Origin of the sequence: Pseudonocardia zijingensis, from assembly GCF_042657305.1 — a bacterium.
Lineage (GTDB): Bacteria > Actinomycetota > Actinomycetes > Mycobacteriales > Pseudonocardiaceae > Pseudonocardia > Pseudonocardia zijingensis.
In genome coordinates, this window is record NZ_JBHSKO010000014.1 from 55,913 (window position 1) to 78,459 (window position 22,547).

A 22,547-nucleotide genomic window follows, 5' to 3' on the forward strand; every position below is an offset into this window, starting at 1 on the left:
CGGCCGGCCCCCGGCAGCGCCGCGCCTCGCACCGGACTGCCCGGCCGTCGAGGGCTGACGGGATCCCGGGTTCCGCGGAACACGCCCCAGCGACCTGTGTCGGCCGGGGCCTCCTGGTGGCGCCGCGCATCGTGCGGGGCCGCCCCTCGCAGGTCAAGGGCGCTCCGGCGTCGCTGCGCGATCGCTTCGCGCTCCTTGACCTGCGAGCCTCTGCGGCCCCTACGGCAGGCTTCGCGGGCAGGCCAGGGGCCTGCCCCGTTGGCGCGCGGCGCCACCACCAGGAGGCAGCCTCCCCGGGAGACCTTGGTTCCGCGGCGATCAGGGCCACACGGCGGATCTCACGGCGATCAAGGGCAAATGGTCGCTCCCAGAGATCATCTAGCGACCATTTCCCCTTGATCGACGACCCCGGTCCCGCCAATTTGGCCCATGATCGGAGAGTTGGCGCATTCCCGTGTCGAAAACGCCCGGGAATGCGCCAAACCTGTGATCATGCCCGCGACACCCGCCGGAGGTGGCGCCGCGCGCCCACCGGGCAGGCCCCGGCCTGCCCACGTGTATGCCCCGCACGATGCGCGGCGCCACCGGAGGACCCAGGCCTACGGGGAAGTGGCAGGCTCGCCGGCCGCATGGTCATCGGGCCTCGACCGGCTTACCGGTCGAGGCCCGATGCCTGTCGGTGGGCGGGGTCTCACCCCCTCAGGAGACAGCGCCAACCAGCAGGTTTCCGGAGTCCGGTGTGTGCGGCCGTGACATGACGGCTGCTCCCACCCGGCACAGCGCAACGCATGGGTCGCGGACGCCCGGGGTCTGGGGGCACTGCGGTCCGACGGTAGGCGTCGGCTCGTGGAGCGTACAGCGCTGAACGGCGGCAGCGGGAGCGCCCGAATGCCCACCTCACGCGCATGATTCCGCGGTGCGGGTGCACGGGGAGCCTCTCCTGGGGGTAACGTTGGCGCGCTGGCCCGGTGTTCGATCTGGTCCTCGTCGCGCGCGGGTTGTTGGCCATGCACGACGGGACGTCATGTGATGATCGGCCGGTGGCACAGGGTGCTGGTGAGGTGGGCGTCGGGTGCCTGAGCTTGGCGTTGTGACCCGGATCCTCCTAGGCGTCGCCCGGGACAGCTCGGGAGACCGTGCACTGGCGGGAACCATCTGCCGGGCGTGCATCGCCGGGCTGGACGTCGATGGCGCGTCGATCTCGGTGCTGACCGCCACAGATGCCCGCGAGACGCTGTCAGCCACGGATCCGACTGCCGACATGCTGGAAGAGCTGCAGTTCACGTTGAACGAGGGGCCATGTGTGGAGGCCGCGAGGACCGGTCACCCTGTACTCGTGCCGGATGTGCAGGACACGACGGCCACGGCACGCTGGCCTGTGTTCGCGGAGGCCGTCGGCGAGCGGACAGCGGTCCGCGCTCTGTTCGCCCTGCCGCTGCAGTGGGGCGCGATCAACCTCGGCGTGCTGGACCTGTACCGCCGTCGGCCGGGCAACCTGGCCGACGAGCAGCGCCGCGACGCCATCAGCGCCGCCGATCTCGCAGCGCTGATGCTGCTGGCGCAGCGCACCGACCCCGGCGGGGAGGACGGCTGGCTGGACAGCACCACCGTGAGCAGGGCGGAAGTCCACCAGGCCACCGGCATGGTGCTGGTCCAGCTCGGGGTGAGTGCGCCGGAGGCGTTGGCCCGGTTGCGGGCCTACGCCTTCGCCCACGGGCGGTTGTTGATCGACGTCGCCCGCGACGTCGTGGCTCGGCGGATCAGCTTCGTCGAGGATGCAGAAGAGCGATGAGTTCTGGTGAGGGGTGTGCGCCATGAGGCGATCGCCGGTCGAGCGCGAACGGTCGGTCAGCGAGGCGTTCGTCGCGCTCGCGGACACCATGGTCGCTGACTACGACGCCATCGACCTGCTCGATCGCCTGATCGGCTTCTGCGTCGAGCTGCTGCCCGCCGAGGCCGCCGGCATCATGCTCGGTGACGCGCGGCGGGAGCTGCGCGTCGTCGCCGCGACCAACGAGGCCGCGGAGCTGATGGAGCTCCTGCAGCTGCAGAACGACGAGGGGCCCTGCCTGGACTGCTACCAGACCGGCGCGCCGGTCAGCATCGCAGACCTGGGAGAGGCCGCAGGGCGATGGCCGAAGTTCGTGACCGCGGTAGCCGAACGCAGCCAGTTCCGCGCGGTGCACGCCCTGCCGCTGCGGCTGCGGGGGCAGGCGATCGGGGCGTTGAACCTCTTCGACAGCGAACCGGGCTCGCTGCCCGCGGCCGACCTCGCCCTCGGTCAGGCGCTGGCCGACGTGGCCACAATCGGCATCCTCCAGGAACGGGCGATCCGGCGTGCGGAGGTCCTCAACGAGCAGCTGCAGATCGCCTTGACCAGCAGGATCACGATCGAGCAGGCGAAGGGCGTGCTCAGCCAGCAATTCGGCGAGAACGTCGAGGACGCGTTCGAGCGGCTCCGCCACTACGCGCGCAGCCGGAACGAGAAGCTGGCCGCCGTCGCAGGCCAGGTCGTGCGTCGCGAGCTCGATCTCGCCGTCTTCACCGCACCCCCGGCCTCGCGGCGACGGACGTAGGCGCTCAGCTCGGTTCGCCCGACAGGTCGATCGTTCCGTCGATCACGCCGCGGGCCGTCTCCACCGGGTGCCGGCCGTGCAGGCGCGCGTATTCGGCCAGAGCGGCCGCGGCGTCGGCGATCGGAATCTGCAGGCGCTCGGCGAGGATCCCTTCGGCCTGCGCGATGTCGATCGACGCGGCGGCGGACGAGTGAAGCCGCTCGACGCGCATCAGATCCCGCTCCGCCATCCGCAAGCCCGAGATCGTGGTGTCGATCCGCACGAGTGCAGCGCGCAGGCGTCGCGCCGGTTCGGTGGTGCCGTCGATGTCCTGGAGCACGACCTGCAACTGGAGACCCGCCGCGAACAGGTCGCTGATCAGGCTCTCGAGCGTGGTCGCGAGCCGGGTGCCCGGGACAGCAGAGACCTGCCCATCGCCACCCGGCCGATGGGTCGGACCGGGTCCAGCGGGCGGACCTCCCGGCATGGCGCCCCCGTCGTCGATCGCTGCGCGCGTGCCTCATCGCGCCTCGGGCGCCGGGGTCCAGAGCGACCGCCGCCGCGGCTGGTGCCGCGGCGGAACAGGCCGTCCCATCATCCTCGCCCGGGCCGCCCCCGGACAACCGGCCTCGCCGGGCGCGCGAAGATCCAGCTGACGACCAGGAGCGCGGCCGGCCCGGTGAGAACGGCGCCGGCCCAGGCCTCCCCACAGCCCCACCATCCGGACGGGTGACCGCGGGACTCCTCGCGCCGGGGTCACGCGCCGGCCGCCACCACCCGTTCGAGCCGGCCGAGCGCGTCGTCCAGCCAGCGCCGCACGTCCTCGGCGGCCGCCCCGCCCTTCGTCTCGGGCTGTTCGCCCAGGAACGACAGGTGCAGCAGCACCGTCGAACGCTCGCCGTCGGCGTGCTCCACCTGCAGCCAGCCCGCGTAGGCGGGGGCGTGCGACCACTCCACCCGCAATTGTTCGGGGCGCACCCGGACGTTGCCCTCGGCGTCGACGCCCCGTTCGGGCACGTCGGCGTGCACCTCCCCGTCGCCCGTGGGGCGCACGTCGACCGGATCGGGCATCCACTCCGGGAGCCGGTCCATGTCGGACACCACCGCGAACACCTGCTCCGCTGCCGCCGGCATGCTGCGCTCGGCCTCGAACTCCGCCATGTCCGTGAGTACCCGGGGCGGTCGCCGGGACACCCGTCCCCCGGGCCGGCGTAGGGTTGGCGGACGTGGTCGAGGTCGGCGGGAACGGGCCCGACCGGCAGGCGGCGGAGCGGATGCCCCGGGAGATCTGGGTCCTCGTCGGCACCTCGTTCCTGATCGCCATCGGCTACGGGATCGTCGCGCCCGCGCTGCCGGTGTTCGTCAGGTCGTTCGAGGTCGGCATCACGGCGGCCTCCCTCGTCATCAGCGTGTTCGCGCTGGTCCGGCTGCTCTTCGCGCCGCTGAGCGGGACCATCGTGGGCCGGCTCGGTGAGGTGCCGACGTTCACGATCGGACTCGGGATCGTCGCTCTCAGCACCGGGGCGTGCGCGTTCGCGGCGACCTACTGGCAGCTGCTGGCGCTGCGCGGGCTCGGTGGGATCGGCTCCACGATGTTCACGGTGTCGGCGCTGTCGCTGCTCATCCGCCTCGCGCCGGTGCACATGCGGGGGCGGGCCTCCGGGATGTGGGCCACCGGGTTCCTGCTCGGCAACGTGATCGGGCCGCTCGTCGGGGGCGGCCTCGTGGTCGTGAGCCTCCGCACTCCGTTCCTCGTGTACGCGGCGGTGCTCGTGCTGGTCGTGTGCGTCGCGCTGCTGATGCTGCGCGGGAGCCGGCCGGGCAACGCCCCGGACGCCGTGGTGGAGCCGCCTGCGCGGTTCCGGGCCGCGCTGGCGCACCCGGCCTACCGCGCGGCCCTCGCGGCGAGCTTCGCGAACGGGTGGGTCGTGTTCGGCGTCCGCGTCGCGCTGGTGCCGCTGTTCGTGGTGGAGGCGATGGGGCGCTCGGAGGCGTGGAGCGGCATCGCCCTCGCCGTGTTCGCCGCCGGCAACGCGGCCACGCTCGTGATCGCCGGCCGGTGGGCCGACCGGCGCGGCCGCCGCCCACCGGTGCTGGCAGGCCTCGCCGTCACGGCGGTCGCCACCGCCGTGCTCGGCTTCCTCGTCGACCCGGTCCCGTTCCTGGTCGCCAGCCTGCTCGCCGGGATGGGCAGCGGCCTGGTGAACCCACCGATCAACGCGGCCGTCGCGGACGTCATCGGCTCCCGCGGGCGCGGCGGCACGGTGCTCGCCGGCTTCCAGATGGTGGCCGACCTCGGTGCGATCGTCGGCCCGGTGGCCGCCGGAGCACTGGCCGAGGTCGCAGGCTACGGCGCGGCGTTCGCGCTTTCCGGTGCCGCCGCGGTCGTCGCGCTCTGCTTCTGGCTGCGCGCCCCCGAGACCCTGCCCGCGGCGTCGGCCCGCGCTACCCCGTGACCCCCACCCCGATCAGCATGCCCACCAGGTAGGTCGCACCCGCCGCGATCGCCCCGAAGCCCAGCTGGCGCACGCCGCTGAGCAGCCACGTGCGCGTGGTGAAACGGGACGTCAGCGCGCCGAGCGCGAACAGGCCGACGGCCCCGACTGCGAGCGCGAGGGGCAGCGACGACGAGCCGAGCAGGAACGAGACCAGCGGGATCAGCCCGCCCACGGCGAAGCACAGGAACGACGAGATCGCGGCGACCCACGGCGAGGGCTGGTCGTCCACGTCGACCCCGAGTTCCTGCGCGACGTGCACCTTGAGCGCCAGCTCCGGGTTGGCGTGCACCTCGCGCGCCATCGCCTCCGCCGTCGCAGGGGTGAGGCCCATCTCCTCGTACATCCGCGCGAGCTCGGCCTGCTCGGCCTGCGGGTGGATCCGGATCTCCTCCCGCTCCACCGCCACCTCGTTCGCGACCGCGTCGTTCTGGGTGTCGACCGACGCGAACTCGCCCAGCGCCATCGAGAACGCGCCCGCGACGAGGCCGGCCATGCCGGTCAGGATGATCGTCTGCCGGTCGCCGCCGCCACCACCGACGCCCGCGACGAGCGCGATGTTCGTCACCAGCCCGTCCATCGCCCCGAACACGGCGGCCCGCAGCCAGCCCCCGGAGACGTCGGCGTGGTGGTGATCGTGCCCCGAGGGGGCGTCAGGATCGGGGACGTCGGTCACGACGTGATCCTAAGTTCCGCCCCGGGGTGGTTCAGGAAAGCCACATTCAGGGCCTGTAGAGCCCTGAATGTGGCTTTCCTGAACTTCGGGGCGCCCGGCGTCGCCACTCTGGGCACATGGGCCGCCACCCTCCGCATCGACGCTTCTCGCTAATCTGCACGCGTGAGCCGCGTCCGCATCCCCGATCTCATCGGGACGTCGGCCCGGCTCGGTCTCGCCGGGGTCTGGCTGGTGTCCGGCCTGCTCAAGGCCGTCGACCCGGACCAGACCTACGTCGCCGTGCGGGCCTACGACGTGTTGCCCGACGCGGGCGTCGAGGTGGTGGCCGCGCTGCTGCCGTGGGTCGAGCTGGCTCTGGGCGTGCTGCTGCTGGTCGGCATCGGCACGCGCCTGGTCGCCGCGCTCTCGGCTGCTCTGCTGGTGGTGTTCATCGCCGGTGTCGCGCAGGCGTGGGCCCGCGGCCTGTCGATCGACTGCGGGTGCTTCGGCGGCGGTGGTGCGGTGGAGCCGGGCGAGACGACCTACGTGCAGGAGCTGGTGCGCGACGCGGGCTTCCTGCTGATGGCGGGTTGGTTGGTCGTCCGCCCGCGCACGGCGCTGGCACTCGACGAGCGGCTCGGAACCGGGAGGATCGGCTGAGATGAGTGGAGCTTCGCGCAGCGAGAAGCGGCGCAAGCAGGAGGCGGCGGAGCAGCGCCTGGCCGCCGCGGGGATCCAGGTGCCGCAGAAGCGCAACCGGACGCCCACGATCGTGGTCACCGTGGTGCTCGTCCTCGCTGTGGTCATCGGGGCCGCGGTGTTGCTGGCCCGCGGCCTCGGCGGCTCCGTGGAGCCCACCTGGACCGCGTCGGCGGAGGGTGCGGTCGTCACGGCCGGCACCGGCCCCGTGGTGATCGACGTCTACGAGGACTACCTCTGCCCGAGCTGCGAGCGGTTCGAGGAGCGCTACGGCGACGAGATCACCACGGCGCTCAACGAGGGCCGGATCACCGTCCGCTTCCACACCATCGCGATCCTCGACACGCTGAGCAACCCCGAGGGCTACTCCACTCGTGCGGCCAACGCCGCGCTCTGCGCCGTGCCGGCCGGGATCTTCCCGAAGTACCACAAGAAGCTCTTCGACGAGCAGCCCGCCGAGGGCAGCGCCGGGCTGAGCGACGAGGAACTGATCGCGTTCGGCACCGAGCTCGGTGCCCAGGGCGACTTCGCCGCGTGCGTGCAGGGCGGTACGAACACCGACGCCGTCGCGGCCGAGACCGACAAGGCCACCTCCGACCCCGCGCTGCAGACCAACGGCCGCTTCGGCACCCCGACCGTCGCCATCGACGGGAAGAAGATCGACCTCAACGACACGAGCTGGCTGCAGAACGCGATCGGCTGAGTGCTCTGCCGGGTCGGCGCCGCCGCACGGTTGTGCCGACCCGGTGCACGGGGCCCGCGGGGCATCGTGTAACTTCGTCGGGGCAAGGGGCTGTGGCGCAGCTGGTAGCGCACTTGACTGGCAGTCAAGGGGTCAGGGGTTCGAATCCCCTCAGCTCCACTCTTGCACCCGGAGCCCCGCCACCTGAGTCCGCACAGGTCAGGCGGGGTTTTCTGTGGCCTGTGTCGATCTTGTAGTCATGTGCGGCGGTGGCGTCTGCGCGGTCGTCTCCTCGTCACGCGCCGGCTCGCCCACGTCGGCCACCTCACGGTTGGGGGCAGGTCGTGGACCGTTCCGGCGCGCCGGGGCAGCAGCCCGGGAAGCAAACCATCGAGGCCCCGACACGCCGCGCTCGGCGAGCTGGGCAGCGACGAGTTCGGGGACGGTTCGCGCCGTCGCCCGACTTGAGCGGTCGCTCAAACCTGCTCTAACCTCGGACTTGAGCGGCTGCTCAAAAAGGGGGGACGATGGGGCTGTACGTCGAGACCAGGATCCATGCCGACCTGGACCGCATTTGGAACCGCACACAGGACCCGGCGTTGCACCAGCGCTGGGACCTGCGCTTCACGTGCATCGATTACGCCCCACGTGCCGCGGGCGAGCCTCAGCGGTTCACCTACGCCGTCCGGGTTCTGCCCGGGCTCACGGTCTCGGGCACCGGTATCAGCGCGGGCGAGCGGCGCCGACCCGACGGCACCCGTACCTCGGCGCTGCGGTTTTCCTCCGCACATCCGCTGTCGCTCATCGCCGACGGGCAGGGCTACTGGCGCTACATCCCGGTGGACAGCGGCGTGCGGTTCCTCACCGGCTACGACTACACGCCAGGCTGGGGCCGTTTCGGCCGTCTGGTGGACCGGTTCGCGTTCCGGCCGCTGATGGCCTGGGGCACCCGATGGTCGTTCGACCGGCTACGGCTGTGGTGCGAGCGTGACATCTCGCCCGAGCGGTCGTTGCGCAACGGTCTCGCCGAGGCGGCGGCGAGGGTGACCGCGGTCGCACTCGCAGGGCAGGCGCACCCACTGCTCGCCGTCGCCGTGGCGACCGTGGCGATCGCACTCCCCGCGCTGCCGACCACCCCGTCGAGCAGACGCTGCCTGCGGCGTCCGCCCGACCGCGTTGCCGCACCCGCGGTACTCGAGGTGATGACCGCCCGATGACGTCGATCTTCGAGCAAGCCATGGGCGCCGAGTTCGACCGGCTCCACCCGCTGCTGCAACGCCGTTTCTCTGTCGGACTCACCAGCGGCCTCGCCTGCATCGGGCGCGGTCGCATGAACCGGATCTGGCACGCCCGAGGCTGGATCCGGCCGTTCCTCGCGCTCGGCGCCAGCCGGCACATCCTGCTGCCGAGCACTGGCCGCGACATCCCGTTCGTCATCGAGAACGTCCCCTACATCGACTCCTTCGGCCGGGAAACGGTCACGTTCGTCCGGACGTTCGGCTTCGGCGCCCGACCAGAACGCTTCGACGCCACGATGGTCTTCAATCCCGAACGGGGGTGCATCGTCGACTACCTCGGCACCCACCAGCACCTGGCCACCGATCTGCACCTCACCGCTGACACCGACGGCGCCCTCGTCATCCGCTCCGGGGAGCACCGCTTCCGGGAGGGCCGGGTCGACCTCCGCGTGCCGGAGCTGATCGCAGGGACCGCCGTGGTCCGCGAGTCGTACGACGACGTCGCCGGATGCTTCCGCATCCAGGTCTCGGTGGCCAACCGCCGGTTCGGTCCTCTCTTCGGCTACCAGGGCAGCTTCTCGGCCGAGTTCCGGGATGCTGCCGACCTCGGCGTGCGGGCCGGGCTGCGCCCGCTGCGCGAGGAGGCACGCAGTTGACCGATGGCACACGGTCGAAATTGATGGCCGGCGCGCTCACCACCCTCGTCGAGCACGGCATCGCCGGAGCATCGGCCCGCACCATCGCCGCCGCGGCCGGCGTGAACCAGGCTCTGGTCTTCTACCACTTCGGCACGGTCGACGAGCTGCTGGTCGCGGCATGCCGGCACGGTGCCGAGCAGCGCGTCGCAGCGCACCGCGAGCGCCTCGACGAGGTGCGCAGCATCCGCGAGCTGCTCGATCTCAGCCGCGAGCTGCGCGCCGGCGAGCGCGCGGGCGGCCACGTCGCCGCGCTGGCGCAGCTGCTCGCGGGCGCGCAGACCCACCAACGCCTCGCCACCGCGACCGCAGCCGGCCTCGCGCTCTGGACCGACGAGATCGAGGAGGTGCTGCTGCGAGTGCTGGGCGAAACCCCACTCGCCGGGCTCGTGGACATCGCCGGACTTGCGAAGGCGGTCTCGGCGGCCTTCGTCGGCCTCCAGCTCTACGAGGGCGTCGACGTCGCCGGAGCGGACGCCGCCTTCGGCGCCCTCGAGCAGCTCGTCGGGCTCGTCGCCGCGTTCGACGAACTGGGCCCGGTGACCGCGCGCACCATCCGCTCCCGCCTCCGCAGGACCGCGGCACCGGCGCCGTCGACCGACCGATCCGACCGGCCAGCAGGACCGTGACGCTCTCGCCCGCCGGGCTCGAGCGCGGTGAGCCCCCCGGCTGCGCTCAGCCGAAGGCAACGAGCTCGCGTGATCCTTGGACGATGAGAGAGCCCCGGGCGCGAGCCAGAGGGTCGATCCGGGCCTGCCACCGGGTTCCCGCTACGGCCGGATCGAGAACAGGCTGGCTTCGTAGCAATAGGTTTCGGACCGACGGCGCGCCGTAGGGCACCCGGCGGTTCCTCACGGACCAGCACGCTCGGACCCGGACGTCTCGAGCGGGACGCTGCGCCTGCTCGCGATCTGGCCGACCGACGTGATCCCCGCGCTGCTGGCCGCCGGGGCCGGGGACGGAACGCTCGCCGGCCGCACCGTGATCCTGGTCGAGGCTTGACGGGTACGGCGTGTGGGGGACGGCCACCGCCGCCGCGCCGAGCAGGCCCTGGTCACCGTGGTCGCGACCGCCTGCCTGCTCGGGGTGTCGACCCGTCGGGCGCGGAGGCCATCTTGTGCATCACCCCCGCGGACGTGGCCGAACGCGAGGCAGGGTGACCAGTTTCGGGTGCCGGCGGTGTCTACATGGGTGAGCGGGGTGGGCGGGAGGGGTGGAGTCGTGGGTGGGTTCTCCGTAGGTGGCCCGATCGATGGACCGGCCGGTGAGGCGGGCCCGGTTGGAGGGCGGGACCGGGTGGACGTGTTGCTGGCGTCGGCCCGGGGTGGGGACGGCGAGGCGTTTCGTGCCCTGGTCGAGCCGTTCCGGGACGAGTTGCAGGTGCACTGCTATCGGATGCTCGGCTCGGTGCAGGACGCCGAGGATCTGCTGCAGGAGACGTTGCTGGCGGCCTGGCAGGGCCTCGGGTCGTACGAGGGCCGTGCGTCGGTGCGGACGTGGCTGTATCGGATAGCGACCAACCGTTGCTTGAACGCGTTGCGGACTGGTGCCCGTCGTTCGCCTGGCGGAGCGGGCTACCGATCGGAGGTCTCGTTGCCCGAGCCGACGCACCGGCGATCGGAGCTGAGCTGGTTGGAGCCGTACCCCGATGTGCTCCTGGAGGCGCTCGCCGACCGGGTTCCCGGGCCGGAGGCGCGTTATGAGGCCAAGGAGTCGGTGTCGCTGGCGTTCTTGACCGCGCTGCAGCAGTTGCCGCCGCGGCGGCGGGCGGTTCTCGTGTTGCGGGACGTGCTGGGGTTTCGAGCTTCCGAAGTGGCGGACATGCTCGAGATGACCGAGAACGCGGTGACGAGCGCACTGAAACGAGCCCGGGCCGCGATGGGGCCTGAACTGCCAGGCTCCGGCCGGGGGAACGCTCCCCTTCCGGACTCGCCTCGCGAGCGCCGGCTCGTGAACGATTTCGTGCGGGCGTTCGAGGCCGGTGACGTCGACGCGGTCGTGGCGTTGCTGACCGATGACGCACGGCTGACCATGCCGCCGTTGCCTCTGGAGTACCAGGGTCTCGAGGCCGTGGGCCAGTTCCTGAGCACGGTCGCGCTGCGCGACGGTGTCCAGTACGTGCTGGTGCGGACGCGGGCGAACGGGCAACCGGCGTTCGGCTGCTACCTCCGCGACCCTCGGACACCGATCCTGCATGCCCATGGCCTGCTCGTGCTGACTCTCACCGGTGACCGAATCGCCGAGCTGACCCGGTTCCACGACAACTCGCTTCTACCGCGGTTCGGACTCCCACGATCACTACGCGCTTGATCCACGGGCTCTGACGGGGAGATCTTTCGATCGAATCGTCGCGGGCATCAAACCTGTCCAACAGGAGGGGAACAGTGGTTGCTGAGGGAGGGCGGATGACGTCCACGCAGGCCTGGGTGCTCGGGCTTGCTTCGCTCGCATCATTCATGATGGCGCTGGACAGCTTGGTCGTGACGACGGCGTTGAGCACGATCCGGCAGGACCTGACGGCATCGATCGAGTCACTCGAGTGGACCGTCAACGCGTACAACCTGACGTTCGCTGTGATGCTCCTGACCGGGGCGGCACTGGGCGACCGGTTCGGCCGCCGCCGGATGTTCGTCGCCGGGTTGGCCGTGTTCACCGTCGCGTCGGTCGCATGCGCGCTGTCCCCGGATGTCGGCACGCTGATCGCGGCCAGGGCGTTGCAGGGTGTTGGTGCGGCGATGGTGCTGCCGCTGTCGCTCACGCTGATCAGCGCGATGTTCCCCCCGCAGCAGCGGGGCAAGGCGATGGGGCTGTATCTGGGGATCACCGGCCTGGCGACGTTCAGCGGGCCGTTCATCGGTGGCGTCATCGCCGAAGGACTGGCATGGCAGTGGATCTTCTGGGTGAACCTGCCGATCGGTCTGGTCGCGATCCTGCTCGCGGTGCGGCGGATCGAGGAGAGCTACGGCCCGAACAACCGGTTGGACCTGGGTGGGGTCGGGCTCGTGACCGTGGGCGCGTTCGGCATCGTCTGGGCGCTGGTCCGCGGGAACGCGGCGGGTTGGAACAGCGCTGAGGTAGTGGGCTCCGCGGTGCTCGGAGTGGCACTGATTGTCGCGTTCGTACGTACTTCCAGATCGTGTCCGGCGAGGGCCCGATCGGTGCTGGTCTACGGCTGATGCCGTGGACCGCGACGCTGATGGTGTGCGCGCCGATCGCCGGGCGGCTGGTCGACAAGGTCGGTGAGCGCAGGTTCGTGGCCGGCGGGCTGCTGCTGCAGGCAGCGGGCATGGGCTGGATCGCCATGATCGCCGATACCGGCACCGGCTACCTCGAGATGCTCCCTGCGCTGATCATCGGAAGCGCCGGGCTGACCATGGCCATGCTGGCGGCGCAGAAGGCCGTGGTCGGCGCAGTACAGCCGCGGGAGATCGGTCAGGCGTCGGGGGCGTTCATGATGCTCCGGATCTTGGGCGGTGTGTTCGGTACCTCGGTGACCGTTGCCGTCTTCGCAGGGGCCGGGGGGTACGGGTCGGCCGGGGAGTTCAGCGTGGGGTTCTCCGCGGGGATGACTGCCGTCGCCGCGCTCGCGTTCGTCGGCGCACTCGTCGCGCTCGGTATCCCGGGCAAGCGTCCGCCCGCTCTCCCAGAGGCGGCTGCTGCCCCCTCCGAGGGCGGAAATTCCGTCAGCGCGCAAACCCAGCCGTGACCGGCTCGAGATCGACCTGGAGGACGTGATGGGTGCTGACGGGGCGGATCTGAAGGATCGTGCCGAGAAGCTCCGCGAGCTGCACACGGGGGAAATGCTCGTATTGCCCAACGTGTGGGACGCGGCGAGCGCGGAGATCGTCGCCGAAGCCGGGTTCCCCGTTGTGGCCACCGCCAGCAACGCCATCGCGGCCATGCTCGGGTATCCCGACGGGGAGAGTGCGCCGTGGCAGGACATGTTCGCCGCGGCGGGGCGGATCGCTCGGGCGGTGTCGCTGCCGGTCACGGTGGATGCCGAGGCGGGGTACGGCATGCAGCCGCGTGAGCTGGTGGACCGGCTGCTGGGCATCGGCGCGGTCGGCTGCAACCTGGAGGACACCGACCACCGGGCGGGTGGCCTGCTCGATGCCGATGCACAGGCCGAGTGGCTTGCGGCGGTCCGCTCCGCTGCCGACGACGCCGGGGTTCCCGTCGTCATCAACGCACGCGTCGACACCTTCCTGCCCACCAGCGGAATCCACGACGCCGATCGGGTTGCAGAAGCGGTACGACGGGGCCGGCTCTACCGAGATGCCGGAGCCGACTGCATCTACCCGATCGGTGTGCGGGACAAGGGAGATGTCGCGACCCTCGTCGCCGAGCTTCCCGGCCCGGTGAACGGCAACACCGGTGACAGCCTGGACCTGGCAACCCTCCGCGAACTCGGCGTGGCGCGTGTGTCGTACGGCCCGCGGTTCTACCGGGCAGCGCTGGGCCGGCTGAAGGCCGGTGTCCAGGAGTTGCTGGCACAAGACGTCGCCGCCACCGGTCCACGGTTGCAGTAGGGTCTCGCGCGGTCGGAGGCAGGCTCCGGCTCATGCAGGTGGGGGGATGGTCATGCGCAGGGTGATCGTCGGCGTGGCGGTGCTGGTCGCGAGCGCGGCGGCCGTGGTCGGTTCCGCGCAGCTCGTGGACGCGGCGCAGCCGAGCCCCGTCACGACGGTGACGGCGGCCGGCGGGGACCCGGGTGACCCGGTGGGTTCGTGCTGGTACACCCGGGCCTGCGCGGAGTGACGAGGCCGCTCTCGTAAGCGGTGATCACCGCGTGCACGCGGTCGCGCAGGTCGAGCTTCATGAAGATCCGCCCCACGTGGGTCTTCACGGTGACCTCGCTGACGTGCAGGTGCTCCGCGATCTCCGCGTTGGTCATGCCGCGCGCGATGTGCACGAGCACCTCCGTCTCCCGCGGGGTGAGCCGCGCGACCGTCTCCGGCGCGGCCGTGTCCTGATCCGGTCGCGCGGCGAACTCGGCGAGCAGGTCGCGGGCGACGGCCGGTTGGAGCCAGGCATCGCCGGCAGCGACGGCGCGGGTGGCGGCGATGAGGTCGGCGGGCGCCGAGTCCTTCAGCAGGAACCCGGACGCACCCGCGCGCAGCGCTTCGTGCACGGTGCGGTCGACGTGGTAGGTGGTGAGGATCAGGACCTTCACCGGCCGGTCGGCGTCGCCCGCGAAGCCGTCCGCGGTGATCCGCCGGGTGGCCTCCACCCCGTCCATCACCGGCATGCGGACGTCCATGATCACGACGTCGGGCCGTAGGCGCCGGGCCTGGTCGACGGCCTCGGCGCCGTCGCCCGCCTCGCCCACGATGTCGACGTCCGGCTCGGCGTCGAGCAGCATCGCCAGGCCGCTGCGCACGAGCGGCTGGTCGTCCGCGACGATCACCTTGATCATGCGGCCACCGGAGAGCCGACCGGCAGCGTGACGGCCACGCGGAACCCGCCGCCAGGCAGCGGGCCGGCGCGGAAGCGACCGCCCACCGCCGCGACCCGCTCGTCCAGGCCCATCAGGCCGTAGCCGGACGTGTGCGGGCGGATCTCCGGCGGTCGCGCGGGTGCGTCGTTGGTGATCGAGAGCTCCAGCTCGTCGTCGGCCCAGCGCAGCGCGATGACCGTGGGCACGCCCGTGCCGGCGTGCTTCACGACGTTGGTGAGGGCCTCCTGCACCGTGCGGTACGCGGTCAGGTCGGCGCCGAGGTCGAGCGGCCGCGGCGGGCCGTGCCGTTCGACGCGGACCGGCACGCCGGCGGCGAGCACGCGCTGGACGAGTGCGTCGAGCTCGTCCAGCCCGTCCCGGGGCTGCGTCTCGGCCTCCTCGGCCTGTTGCCCGTCGACGCGCAGGACGCCGAGCATCCGGCGCAGCTCGACGAGGGCCTGGGTGCCTGCGCCCTCGATGTCGGCGAGCGCCCGGGCGGCCCGGTCCTGCTTGCCCGCGGCCAGCACCTTGCGGGCCCCCGCCGCTTGCAGGGTCATCACCCCGACCGAGTGCGAGACGATGTCGTGCAGGTCGCGGGCGATCCGGGCGCGCTCCGCGGCGAGCGCCTCCTGCGCCTCGCGCCGCCGCTGCTGCTCGATCAGGTCGAGCTGTTCGCGCTGGGCCCGCGCCCAGCGGCCGAGGCTCCACGCGCCCGCGTTCACCAGCGACAGCAGCGTCAGCGACGCGGCCAGCACGGAGATCACCAGCTCGGGCGGGGCCCCGGCCACCTCGCCCGCGACCAGGATCACCGTCGGCACCAGGCTGAGGGCCAGCGCCCAGATCCCGACCGCGCGCGGCAGCTGGTTCGCCACCGTGAACAGGGCGATCACCACCCCGACGACCGGGCCGTAGGACGGGATCGCGACCGCGGCGATCACGGCGTGCAGCCACAGCACGGCGAACACCGCGAGCGGCGCCCGGCGGCGCCAGAACAACGCGACGAACCCGGCGAGCGCGTATCCGGCGACCCACGCGGGGAACTCCGCCGGGCCGGAGAGGATCTTCGAGAACCCGACCAGGTCGAGGGTGCATCCACCCAGCGTGACGAGCAGGTCACGCCAACGGGCCCGGCTCTGGGCGGACGTCATGACCGCATCATTTCGCACCGTGACCGTCGCGGGCGTCCGCCCCCGGCAGTACGCCCCGTGTCCACCCATGGGTGGATGCGCCGCCGCGTTGATCATAAGATCCTGCGCGCCGTCATGATCGACGTTCCCGGCTCGATCGACAACAGCAAAGCGTGGGGGGACCGTGAGGTTCATACATCGATGTGGCGTCGTGCTCGCGGCGGTCGCCGTGGCGGCAGGGGGCACGGCGGTGGAGGCCCAGGCCGCGGCGTCCGCCAAGTCCACGTCCTTCGGGCCGGCCGTCATCACCGACGTGCCGAAGACCCCGGAGAAGGGCGACGCCACCCAGAAGGTCGTGCCGCTCGGGACCATCAGCACCGAGCTCCGGAAGGGCAAGACCGCTTACGTCTACTCCACGGTCACCGCCAACAACGCCGACCACGTGAACCTCATCGACAACGAGGTCCGCTGCTCGGGCGCCGGCAGGGCGGACGTCGTGATGGGCGAGAACGTCTTCCCGCGGAACAGCGGCTCCCCGCTGCGCGAGATCACGGTCGTCACGCGCTTCCTGGTGACGGCGACGTCGGCCGGCAAGCTCACCTGTGAGCAGTTCCTGCGCACGTCGTCGACGTCGGAGTTCGTCTCCCGCGAGACGGTCAGGAGCGAGATGCGGTTCGCCTCGGAGGACGTCATCGGCGACGTGAACGGCGTGGCGCTCCAGCGCTCCCTGCCGCACGGCAACACCCCGGTGAACCCCTCGGCCACGACGCCCGTCCTCAGCGGCAAGATCCCGGCCGGTCTGAAGCAGCTGGCCGTCATCGCGGACGTGGCGTACCACCGCTGCAACGGGTGCTCGGCCACCGTCCGATTCGCGCTGGACGTGAAGACGTCCGGCGGCGCGAACTGCCCGTCCGCTCCGGTCGCCCGGATCGAACGCACCGTGCAACCGGGCATCAACCACCTCGCGGTGCCGCTCTACACGAAGTTCCCGCTGAAGGCCGGCTGCACGGACTTCAAGGCGCAGGTGACCAGCACGACCGTGGCCGGTGACCCCGGCAACATCGGCGGCGCGGCACCGGGCCTCTGCGACACGACCGGCCTCAACAACTGCAGGGCCCCGCAGAAGAACCACGAGTCGGCGATGACCCACATCTTCGCGGTGCCCAGCTGACCCCTGACGGTTTTCCCGGGCTGGGCCGCGTCCGTCACCGGTGCTGCGCGACGGCCTCCTCGATGGCATCGCGCACGTCGCCGGGGACCGCGGGCTGCGCCATCCGGCTCGCCCACACCGCCCCCGTGCGCGCGGCGAGCGCGGCCTTCAACCGGGGGATGGTCGGGCCGGCGAGGCCGACGAGCCGGACGGCCGTGGCCTGCAGCTCGTCGCTCTGCGGTCCGGGGCCCGCGTCGAGGGCGCGGGCGAGCGCGGCGAACGTCTGCGGGAACGCGGCGGAGACGCCGGAGACCACCCCCGCACCGCCCTTCTCGAGCACCAGCGGCAGCGTGGCGTCGTCGCCCGAGAACAGCTCCTGGCCATCGTGCAGGCACGGCGCGTACTCGGCGAGCCGGGCGGCGGCGCCACCCGAGAGCTTCACGCCGGCCATCCCGGGGAGTGCCATGATCCGGCCGAGCGCCTCCGGGGAGACGTCGAGGCCGGTCCGCTCCGGGAACAGGTACGGGTAGACGCGCGCGCCCGGGAGCGCCTCGGTGACCGCGCGGAAGTGGGCGAGCACCCCGTCGTCGTCCGCGGGCAGGTAGTAGGGCGTGAGCACGGCGAACCGCGTGATCCCCAACGGCGTGGCCGCTTCGGCCAGCCGCACCACCTGCCGGGCGCTGGCGTGGCCGATGTGCGCGATGACGCGCTCCGCGCCGAGCACGTCCACCGCACGGCCGAACAGCCCCACCCGCTCCGCATCGTCGAGCGCCGGGAACTCACCGGTCGTCCCCGCGACGAGCACGCCGTGCACGTGCGCGTCGAGCGACCGGAGGGCCGCGTCGAACTCGGGGAGGTCGATCGTGCCGTCCCCGAGGAACGGTACGGGGACGGCGCTGATGATCTGGGCGGTCATGGGGTCCTTCGAGTCAGGGCGTGGACGGGGACGGTGGCCTCGACGATGCCGCGCCGCTGCCAGGTGTAGGTGACGACCAGGGTGTCGCCGAGGAGGGTGGCCGCCGGGTAGGAGTACTCACCCTCGCCGGTGGTGCGCACGCCGCCGTCGGCGGCGCGGAAGCCGGGGCCGGTGGGCGGGAGGCTGGGGCGACGTGCCGGGTGGTCGTCCACGGGGGTCCGGCCGTCCTCGATGGTCACCACCACTTGCCAGGACTCGCCGTTGTCCCGCGACCGGGAGACCACGAGCGGGCAGCGGTCGCCCCAGTCGCCGCTCACGGGGTTGTGCACGCAGCCGATGGAGCCGTCCGGCAGCGGGACGACCGTCAGGGCCGAGTTGTTGTTCGGCAGGTCGACCGGGTGCGCCGCCGACCAGGTGCGCCCCCCGTCGGTCGATCGCGCGCGGTACGCCCGGCCCTCGGAGCTGCGCATCAACGCGTAGACGCGGTCGCCGTCGGCCCAGAGCGCGGGCTGGATCACCCCCGGTCCCCGCAGGCTGTCCCGCTCGAGCGGGATCGGCGTGCGCAGCCAGGTGGCGCCCGCGTCGGTCGAGACGTCGACGAACGACTCCCACACCGGCGGGTCCGACCAGTTCTCCCGCGAGCCCGGCGCGAGCCAGGTGCCGTCTCCGAGCAGCAGTGGGGGGCTCTTCACCGGGCCGCGCCCGCCCACGTCGCCGGGGACGAGCGGGAACTCCGGCGACCACGTCCGCCCGCCGTCGACCGAGCGGCGCACCCACGTCGTCCACTCGGAAATCAACGCGCCACGCTTGGCGAACAGCCACACGGCGCCGTCCGGGCCGTGGGCGAGCACGGGATTCCAGTGCGCCTCGTCGCCCGCGACGACGACCTCCGGCGCGGACCACCGCGCCGACCCGGCGGGGCGGCGCGCGAGCCAGATCCTGGTGTCGGGGCTGCCCTCGCGTTCCCCCGCGAACCAGGCGGCGAGCAGGTCGCCGTCGACCGCGAGCACGGTCGAGGCGTGGGCCTGGCGCCACGCGGGGTGGTCGACCGCGACCCACCGGCGGTGGACGGGCGGGGTCATCGCACCTCGGCCCGCCTGCGGGCGGTCCGGGCCCGGCCGACGAGCGGCCCGACGACCGCGAGCAGCGCGAGGACCAGCAGGCCGGCCGCGATGGGCTGCGCCACGAGGCTGCTCGGACCGTCGATGAGCAGCGCCCGGCGCAGGTTGGACTCGGCCAGCGGCCCGAGCAGGAGGCCGAGGACGACGGGGCCGGGCGGGAACCCGCAGCGCTTCATGACCACTCCGACCACGCCCGAGGCCAGCATGACCCACACCGTGTAGGTGTTGTTCGTGGTCGCGTAGGTCCCGACGATGCAGCAGAGCAGGATCCCCGACCACAGGTAGTGGTTGGGCAGGTCCAGCAGCCGCACGATGCCGCGGGTGCGGACGAGGCTGATGGCCAGCGACACGAGCGCCGCCAGCACCATGATGCCGGCGATGCTGACCATGAGCTCGGGGTTGCGGGTGAACAGCGACGGCCCCGGCTGGATCCCCCAGATGATCATCGAGCCGATCATCACGGCCATCACGGCGTCACCGGGTATGCCCAGCGCCATGGTGGTCGTCAAGGAGCCGCCGAGGGTGGCGCTCGACGCGGTGTCCGCCGCCGACAGGCCCTCCAGGGATCCCTTGCCGAACCGCTCGGGCTCGCGTGACAGGCGCTTGGCGCGGTCCCACCCGATGAGCCCGGCGATGTCGCCGCCGGCCGCCGGGACCACGCCGACCACCATCCCGACGACGCTGCCGACCCCGAACGGCCGCGCCATCTGCCGGTACTCGCCGCGGGTCGGCCACCAGCGCCCGAGGCTCGACAGTGGCTTGACGGCGTGCGGGCGGTGGGTGAGCAGCTGGTCGAACAGCTCCGCCACCCCGAAGAGGCCGATGATCACGGCGATGAACGGAAGGCCGGAGTTGAGGTCGTTGAGGCCGAAGACGAACCGCGCGTCCCCGCTGATCGGGTCGCGGCCGACGGTGGCGAGCACGAGGCCCGCCACACCCGCGATGAGCCCCTTCACGACGGAGTCGCCGGAGACCGACACCATCACCGCGAGGCCGAACACGACCAGGGCGAACATCTCCGCAGGCCCGAACTCGAGCGCCAGCTGCGCCACGGGGCGGGCTGCGACGACGAACAGCACCATCGACAGCAGGATCCCGCCGGTCGTCACCATCGCCGAGCTCACGAGCGCGAGCCCCGCCTTGCCCTGGCGGGCCATCGGGTAGCCGTCGAACGTGGTGGCGATCGCGGCGGGCGTGCCCGGGGTGTTCACCAGGATCGACGGGATCCGGTCGCCGTAGTTGGCGCCGACGTAGATCGTCAGCAGGACGGCGAGCCCCTGCACGGGTTCGAGGGTCAGGGTGAAGCCGGAGGCGAGCGCGACCGCCATCGACCCGGTGACGCCCGGGAAGAGCCCCACCAGGGTGCCCACCAGGAGCCCGATCACGAAGCAGACGGCCACGGTGGGGTCGAGGAGCGCCGCGATGCCGTCGACGAACACGCTCACGGTGACACCGTCACAGGGGCACCTCCAGCACGGAGTGGAACAGCAGGTAGAGCAGCGCGGTCAGTCCCACCGGGAACGCCAGCAGCGCCGCCCACCCCCGCCCGCCGAACAGGTAGGCGCCGGCGGCCAGGAACAAGGGCGTGGCCACGACGAAGCCGGCGAGCGGCCAGGCGACGACGTAGAGCGCGGCCAGCACGACGACGAGCACGACGCGGACCCGGCCGTCGCGGGTGGCTTCCTGCACGCCCTCCCGCTGCGCGGCTGCGCCCACCACGGCACGGCAGAGGAGCACGACGCTGAGCGCCGCGCCTGCGGCGCCGAGCACCTGCGGCCACCACCGCGGGCCGATCCCGCCGGTCTCCACGCGCAGCTCGATGCCCCGCGCCAGCAGGAACACCGCGGCGAAACCGGCGAGCGCCACCGCGGCAGCGGCGATCTCCATCGGCTTCGACGGCCGGGCTCCGCCGGCGGTGGGCACCTCCGTGTCGTCGGGTGTCGTCATCCGCCCTGCCCGAGGAGCGTGCCGAACCGCTCGTACTCGCCGTTGACGAAGGCGGTGAACTCCTCACCGGTCCTGTAGACCGGCAGCGACCCGCTCTTGCTGATCGTCTCGGTGAAGCCGGGGGAGTTCGCCGCCTGCTGTACGGCCGACTCCAGCGTCGAGCGGACCTCGGGCGGCAGCCCCTTCGGCGCGTAGATGCCGCCCCAGCCGCCGAACTCGAGCGCGTGGCCCGCCTCGGCCGCGGTGGGGATGTCGGGCATGAGCGGGTGGCGCTCGCTGTGGAACACCGCGAGCGGGCGCACCTGCTTCTCGGCGTAGGCCGCGGACGACGCCGCGCCACCGCCGACCGCGGCGTCGATCTGGCCGCCGGCGACCGCGGCGATCGCGGGGGCCTCGCCGTCGAACGGGACCGGGGTCAGCTGGGCGCCGGTCTCCGCGGCCAGCCCCATGGCGGCGGCCTCCCAGATGGACCCGGCGCCGGACGTGCCGACGGCCAGCGGCTGCGACTTCGCAGCCGTGACGAAGTCCTCGAGCGTCTGGTACGGGCTGTCGACGGGCACGGACAGGACGCCCGGGCCGAGCATGATCTGGCCGAGGAAGTCGTAGTCGGCCGGGTCGACGTCGTAGTTCAGGTGCTTGAGCATCGCCACCTCGACCGGCACGAACCCGATCGTGTAGCCGTCGGGGTCCGCGTCGGCGACGTGCTGCATGGCCGTGGAGCCGGCCGCGCCGGGGCGGTTCTCCACGACGATCGAGACGCCGAGGATCGGCTCGAGCTCCGCGGCGAGCGCCCGCGCGCTGAGGTCGGAGCCGCCGCCCGCGGCGGCCTGGACGATCAGCGTGATGTCGTCCTCCGGGTAGGCGGCGCCGCCTCCGGACGACTCCCCGCCGCCGGCACAGCCGGACAGCGCCAGTGCTGCCATCGCCGCGGTGGCGAGCACCGCGCGCCGCGTGGAACGGATCATGACTGACGACTCCCTCGTCGATCTTCGGTGGCGGGTGGCGGCCCGCCGGCCTCTGTGAACCGCCGGTAGGCGGTGAGCATCCGGCGCCGTGAGCCGTCGATGTGCTCGTGCAGCGTGGCCACGGCCGCCGCCTCGTCCCCGCGCTCGATCACGGCGAGCAGGTCGACGTGGTCCTGGTAGGTCGGCCGCAGGTCGCGGTCCTCGGCGTTGGTCACCGACAGCATGTCGGCGAACGTCGGCCGGTACTGCTGCCAGACGCTGGCCAGCCGACGGTGCCCGCAGCTGTCGTAGAAGCTGGAGTGGAAGGCCAGGTCGGCCTCGGCGAAAGCGTGGCTGTCGCCGGACTCCGCGGCCACCTGCATGCGCCCGAGCGCCTCTCGCGCCGGGGCGTACGAGGACCCCGGGCGCGCCGTGCACGAGCGGACCGCCTCGGCCTCCAGTAGCCGGCGCAGCGAGTAGAGCTCCTCGATGTCCTGCACCGTCAGGCCGATGACGAACACCCCGCGCCTGCGCGACTCCACGAGCCCCTCGATCTCGAGCTGGCGCAGGGCGTCGCGGACCGGGCCGCGGCTGACGTCGAAGGTCTCCGACAGCTGCGCCTCGACCAGGTGCGTGCCGGGCTGCAGCTCCCCGCGGATGATCAGCCGCCGCAGCTGCTGCAGCACGTGGCTGCCCAGCGCGGGGGTGGGCCTGATGCCGTCGACGGAGGCGCGCCAGGCGCTGCTGTTCGCGGTCACGCTCATCTCTCGGTCGTTCGGTGACGGATGACGGTTAACCGTAAACCGTCGACCGCGACGCGACAAGGAGGGGATCGCAGTACCCTGCTTCCACTGCATCGGCCGGCGGAGGGCGGCGACTCCGAGGG

The 22,547-nt window shown here is 72.2% G+C and carries 24 protein-coding genes and 1 tRNA gene; 14 read left to right on the forward strand and 11 right to left on the reverse strand.

Annotated elements, in window-relative coordinates:
• The first annotated feature begins 1,090 nt into the window (after positions 1-1,090).
• Together ACFPL3_RS24830 and ACFPL3_RS24835 are read left to right on the forward strand one after the other, a co-directional pair.
• Positions 1,091-1,792, forward strand: coding sequence for a GAF and ANTAR domain-containing protein (locus ACFPL3_RS24830; RefSeq protein ID WP_343944215.1), 702 nt, complete (start codon positions 1,091-1,093; stop codon positions 1,790-1,792).
• Between the two features lie 22 nt (positions 1,793-1,814).
• Positions 1,815-2,576 carry a GAF and ANTAR domain-containing protein gene (locus ACFPL3_RS24835; protein WP_343944216.1) on the forward strand — a complete coding sequence of 254 codons (762 nt, stop codon included), beginning with the start codon at positions 1,815-1,817 and terminating at the stop codon, positions 2,574-2,576.
• 4 nt (positions 2,577-2,580) lie between these two features.
• Here ACFPL3_RS24835 and ACFPL3_RS24840 read toward each other — a convergent pair whose 3' ends face one another.
• Positions 2,581-2,895: a hypothetical protein gene (locus ACFPL3_RS24840; RefSeq protein WP_343944217.1), complete on the reverse strand. Its 315-nt coding sequence runs from the start codon at positions 2,893-2,895 to the stop codon at positions 2,581-2,583.
• 416 nt (positions 2,896-3,311) lie between these two features.
• The gene (locus ACFPL3_RS24845) at positions 3,312-3,716 is read right to left on the reverse strand and encodes an SRPBCC family protein (RefSeq protein ID WP_343944218.1); all 405 of its coding nucleotides are present in this window, start codon (positions 3,714-3,716) and stop codon (positions 3,312-3,314) included.
• Positions 3,717-3,781: 65 nt separating this feature from the next.
• On the opposite strand from ACFPL3_RS24845, the gene ACFPL3_RS24850 reads away from it, so the two are divergent.
• On the forward strand, positions 3,782-5,011 hold the full coding sequence (locus ACFPL3_RS24850; protein WP_343944219.1) for an MFS transporter: 1,230 nt from the start codon (positions 3,782-3,784) through the stop codon (positions 5,009-5,011).
• Here the strand turns inward: ACFPL3_RS24850 and ACFPL3_RS24855 are convergent.
• Positions 5,001-5,726 (reverse strand): VIT1/CCC1 transporter family protein, encoded by a 726-nt coding sequence (locus ACFPL3_RS24855; protein ID WP_343944220.1) that lies wholly within the window; start codon positions 5,724-5,726, stop codon positions 5,001-5,003. The two genes, ACFPL3_RS24850 and ACFPL3_RS24855, sit on opposite strands and share 11 nt — an antisense overlap.
• A gap of 162 nt (positions 5,727-5,888) precedes the next feature.
• Between ACFPL3_RS24855 and ACFPL3_RS24860 the strand changes: the two genes are divergently transcribed.
• The 10 genes from ACFPL3_RS24860 (at position 5,889) to ACFPL3_RS24905 (ending at position 13,548) form a co-directional block, all read left to right on the forward strand.
• Positions 5,889-6,365 (forward strand): MauE/DoxX family redox-associated membrane protein, encoded by a 477-nt coding sequence (locus ACFPL3_RS24860; RefSeq protein ID WP_379589674.1) that lies wholly within the window; start codon positions 5,889-5,891, stop codon positions 6,363-6,365.
• A 1-nt stretch (position 6,366) separates the two neighbouring features.
• Complete coding sequence (locus tag ACFPL3_RS24865) at positions 6,367-7,107, forward strand: DsbA family protein (protein ID WP_343944221.1); 741 nt, start codon at positions 6,367-6,369, stop codon at positions 7,105-7,107.
• Between the two features lie 86 nt (positions 7,108-7,193).
• A tRNA-Ala gene (locus ACFPL3_RS24870) sits at positions 7,194-7,266 on the forward strand.
• 347 nt (positions 7,267-7,613) lie between these two features.
• On the forward strand, positions 7,614-8,303 hold the full coding sequence (locus ACFPL3_RS24875) for a hypothetical protein (protein ID WP_343944222.1): 690 nt from the start codon (positions 7,614-7,616) through the stop codon (positions 8,301-8,303).
• A complete protein-coding gene (locus tag ACFPL3_RS24880) occupies positions 8,300-8,980 on the forward strand; it encodes a DUF4166 domain-containing protein (protein WP_343944223.1) in 681 nt (226 codons plus the stop codon). The genes ACFPL3_RS24875 and ACFPL3_RS24880 overlap by 4 nt, the downstream gene beginning before the upstream one ends.
• Before the next feature lie 23 nt (positions 8,981-9,003).
• Positions 9,004-9,648, forward strand: a complete 645-nt coding sequence (locus ACFPL3_RS24885; RefSeq protein WP_343944224.1) for a TetR family transcriptional regulator — start codon at positions 9,004-9,006, stop codon at positions 9,646-9,648.
• A 676-nt stretch (positions 9,649-10,324) separates the two neighbouring features.
• Positions 10,325-11,329, forward strand: coding sequence for a sigma-70 family RNA polymerase sigma factor (locus ACFPL3_RS24890; protein ID WP_343944313.1), 1,005 nt, complete (start codon positions 10,325-10,327; stop codon positions 11,327-11,329).
• Between the two features lie 95 nt (positions 11,330-11,424).
• Entirely contained in the window at positions 11,425-12,195 is a 771-nt protein-coding gene (locus ACFPL3_RS24895; RefSeq protein WP_343944225.1) for an MFS transporter, read from the forward strand.
• Positions 12,195-12,725: an MFS transporter gene (locus tag ACFPL3_RS24900; RefSeq protein ID WP_343944226.1), complete on the forward strand. Its 531-nt coding sequence runs from the start codon at positions 12,195-12,197 to the stop codon at positions 12,723-12,725. Before ACFPL3_RS24895 ends, ACFPL3_RS24900 begins: the two co-directional genes overlap by 1 nt.
• Positions 12,726-12,753: 28 nt before the next feature.
• The gene (locus tag ACFPL3_RS24905) at positions 12,754-13,548 is read left to right on the forward strand and encodes an isocitrate lyase/PEP mutase family protein (protein ID WP_343944227.1); all 795 of its coding nucleotides are present in this window, start codon (positions 12,754-12,756) and stop codon (positions 13,546-13,548) included.
• A 149-nt stretch (positions 13,549-13,697) separates the two neighbouring features.
• On the opposite strand, the gene ACFPL3_RS24910 is transcribed toward ACFPL3_RS24905, so the two are convergent.
• Positions 13,698-14,435: a response regulator transcription factor gene (locus ACFPL3_RS24910; RefSeq protein WP_343944228.1), complete on the reverse strand. Its 738-nt coding sequence runs from the start codon at positions 14,433-14,435 to the stop codon at positions 13,698-13,700.
• Positions 14,432-15,604, reverse strand: a complete 1,173-nt coding sequence (locus ACFPL3_RS24915) for a sensor histidine kinase (protein WP_343944229.1) — start codon at positions 15,602-15,604, stop codon at positions 14,432-14,434. The genes ACFPL3_RS24910 and ACFPL3_RS24915 overlap by 4 nt, the downstream gene beginning before the upstream one ends.
• Positions 15,605-15,794: 190 nt before the next feature.
• Here ACFPL3_RS24915 and ACFPL3_RS24920 point away from each other — a divergent pair, with 190 nt between their 5' ends.
• Entirely contained in the window at positions 15,795-16,754 is a 960-nt protein-coding gene (locus ACFPL3_RS24920) for a hypothetical protein (protein ID WP_343944230.1), read from the forward strand.
• 34 nt (positions 16,755-16,788) lie between these two features.
• Here the strand turns inward: ACFPL3_RS24920 and ACFPL3_RS24925 are convergent, their stop codons facing one another.
• From ACFPL3_RS24925 to ACFPL3_RS24950, 6 genes are read right to left on the reverse strand one after another with little or no spacing between them, the layout of a single operon-like run.
• Positions 16,789-17,649 carry a dihydrodipicolinate synthase family protein gene (locus ACFPL3_RS24925; protein WP_343944231.1) on the reverse strand — a complete coding sequence of 287 codons (861 nt, stop codon included), beginning with the start codon at positions 17,647-17,649 and terminating at the stop codon, positions 16,789-16,791.
• Positions 17,646-18,731: a sialidase family protein gene (locus ACFPL3_RS24930; RefSeq protein ID WP_343944232.1), complete on the reverse strand. Its 1,086-nt coding sequence runs from the start codon at positions 18,729-18,731 to the stop codon at positions 17,646-17,648. The genes ACFPL3_RS24925 and ACFPL3_RS24930 overlap by 4 nt, the downstream gene beginning before the upstream one ends.
• Positions 18,728-20,215, reverse strand: a complete 1,488-nt coding sequence (locus tag ACFPL3_RS24935; protein ID WP_343944233.1) for a tripartite tricarboxylate transporter permease — start codon at positions 20,213-20,215, stop codon at positions 18,728-18,730. Before ACFPL3_RS24935 ends, ACFPL3_RS24930 begins: the two co-directional genes overlap by 4 nt.
• Before the next feature lie 10 nt (positions 20,216-20,225).
• Positions 20,226-20,717, reverse strand: coding sequence for a tripartite tricarboxylate transporter TctB family protein (locus ACFPL3_RS24940; protein WP_343944234.1), 492 nt, complete (start codon positions 20,715-20,717; stop codon positions 20,226-20,228).
• Entirely contained in the window at positions 20,714-21,682 is a 969-nt protein-coding gene (locus tag ACFPL3_RS24945; RefSeq protein ID WP_343944235.1) for a tripartite tricarboxylate transporter substrate binding protein, read from the reverse strand. Before ACFPL3_RS24945 ends, ACFPL3_RS24940 begins: the two co-directional genes overlap by 4 nt.
• The gene (locus ACFPL3_RS24950) at positions 21,679-22,425 is read right to left on the reverse strand and encodes a GntR family transcriptional regulator (protein ID WP_343944236.1); all 747 of its coding nucleotides are present in this window, start codon (positions 22,423-22,425) and stop codon (positions 21,679-21,681) included. Before ACFPL3_RS24950 ends, ACFPL3_RS24945 begins: the two co-directional genes overlap by 4 nt.
• Positions 22,426-22,547: the final 122 nt, after the last annotated feature.

Excerpts from the sequence above, each read along its gene's own strand:
- ACFPL3_RS24835 (WP_343944216.1), top strand. The coding sequence starts at position 1,815 with ATGAGGCGATCGCCGGTCGAGCGCGAACGGTCGGTCAGCGAGGCGTTC.
- ACFPL3_RS24845 (WP_343944218.1), bottom strand. The coding sequence starts at position 3,716 with ATGGCGGAGTTCGAGGCCGAGCGCAGCATGCCGGCGGCAGCGGAGCAG.
- ACFPL3_RS24865 (WP_343944221.1), top strand. The coding sequence starts at position 6,367 with ATGAGTGGAGCTTCGCGCAGCGAGAAGCGGCGCAAGCAGGAGGCGGCG.
- ACFPL3_RS24875 (WP_343944222.1), top strand. The coding sequence starts at position 7,614 with ATGGGGCTGTACGTCGAGACCAGGATCCATGCCGACCTGGACCGCATT.
- ACFPL3_RS24880 (WP_343944223.1), top strand. The coding sequence starts at position 8,300 with ATGACGTCGATCTTCGAGCAAGCCATGGGCGCCGAGTTCGACCGGCTC.
- ACFPL3_RS24885 (WP_343944224.1), top strand. The coding sequence starts at position 9,004 with ATGGCCGGCGCGCTCACCACCCTCGTCGAGCACGGCATCGCCGGAGCA.
- ACFPL3_RS24895 (WP_343944225.1), top strand. The coding sequence starts at position 11,425 with ATGACGTCCACGCAGGCCTGGGTGCTCGGGCTTGCTTCGCTCGCATCA.
- ACFPL3_RS24900 (WP_343944226.1), top strand. The coding sequence starts at position 12,195 with ATGCCGTGGACCGCGACGCTGATGGTGTGCGCGCCGATCGCCGGGCGG.
- ACFPL3_RS24905 (WP_343944227.1), top strand. The coding sequence starts at position 12,754 with ATGGGTGCTGACGGGGCGGATCTGAAGGATCGTGCCGAGAAGCTCCGC.
- ACFPL3_RS24910 (WP_343944228.1), bottom strand. The coding sequence starts at position 14,435 with ATGATCAAGGTGATCGTCGCGGACGACCAGCCGCTCGTGCGCAGCGGC.
- ACFPL3_RS24915 (WP_343944229.1), bottom strand. The coding sequence starts at position 15,604 with ATGACGTCCGCCCAGAGCCGGGCCCGTTGGCGTGACCTGCTCGTCACG.
- ACFPL3_RS24925 (WP_343944231.1), bottom strand. The coding sequence starts at position 17,649 with ATGACCGCCCAGATCATCAGCGCCGTCCCCGTACCGTTCCTCGGGGAC.
- ACFPL3_RS24930 (WP_343944232.1), bottom strand. The coding sequence starts at position 18,731 with ATGACCCCGCCCGTCCACCGCCGGTGGGTCGCGGTCGACCACCCCGCG.
- ACFPL3_RS24940 (WP_343944234.1), bottom strand. The coding sequence starts at position 20,717 with ATGACGACACCCGACGACACGGAGGTGCCCACCGCCGGCGGAGCCCGG.
- ACFPL3_RS24945 (WP_343944235.1), bottom strand. The coding sequence starts at position 21,682 with ATGATCCGTTCCACGCGGCGCGCGGTGCTCGCCACCGCGGCGATGGCA.
- ACFPL3_RS24950 (WP_343944236.1), bottom strand. The coding sequence starts at position 22,425 with ATGAGCGTGACCGCGAACAGCAGCGCCTGGCGCGCCTCCGTCGACGGC.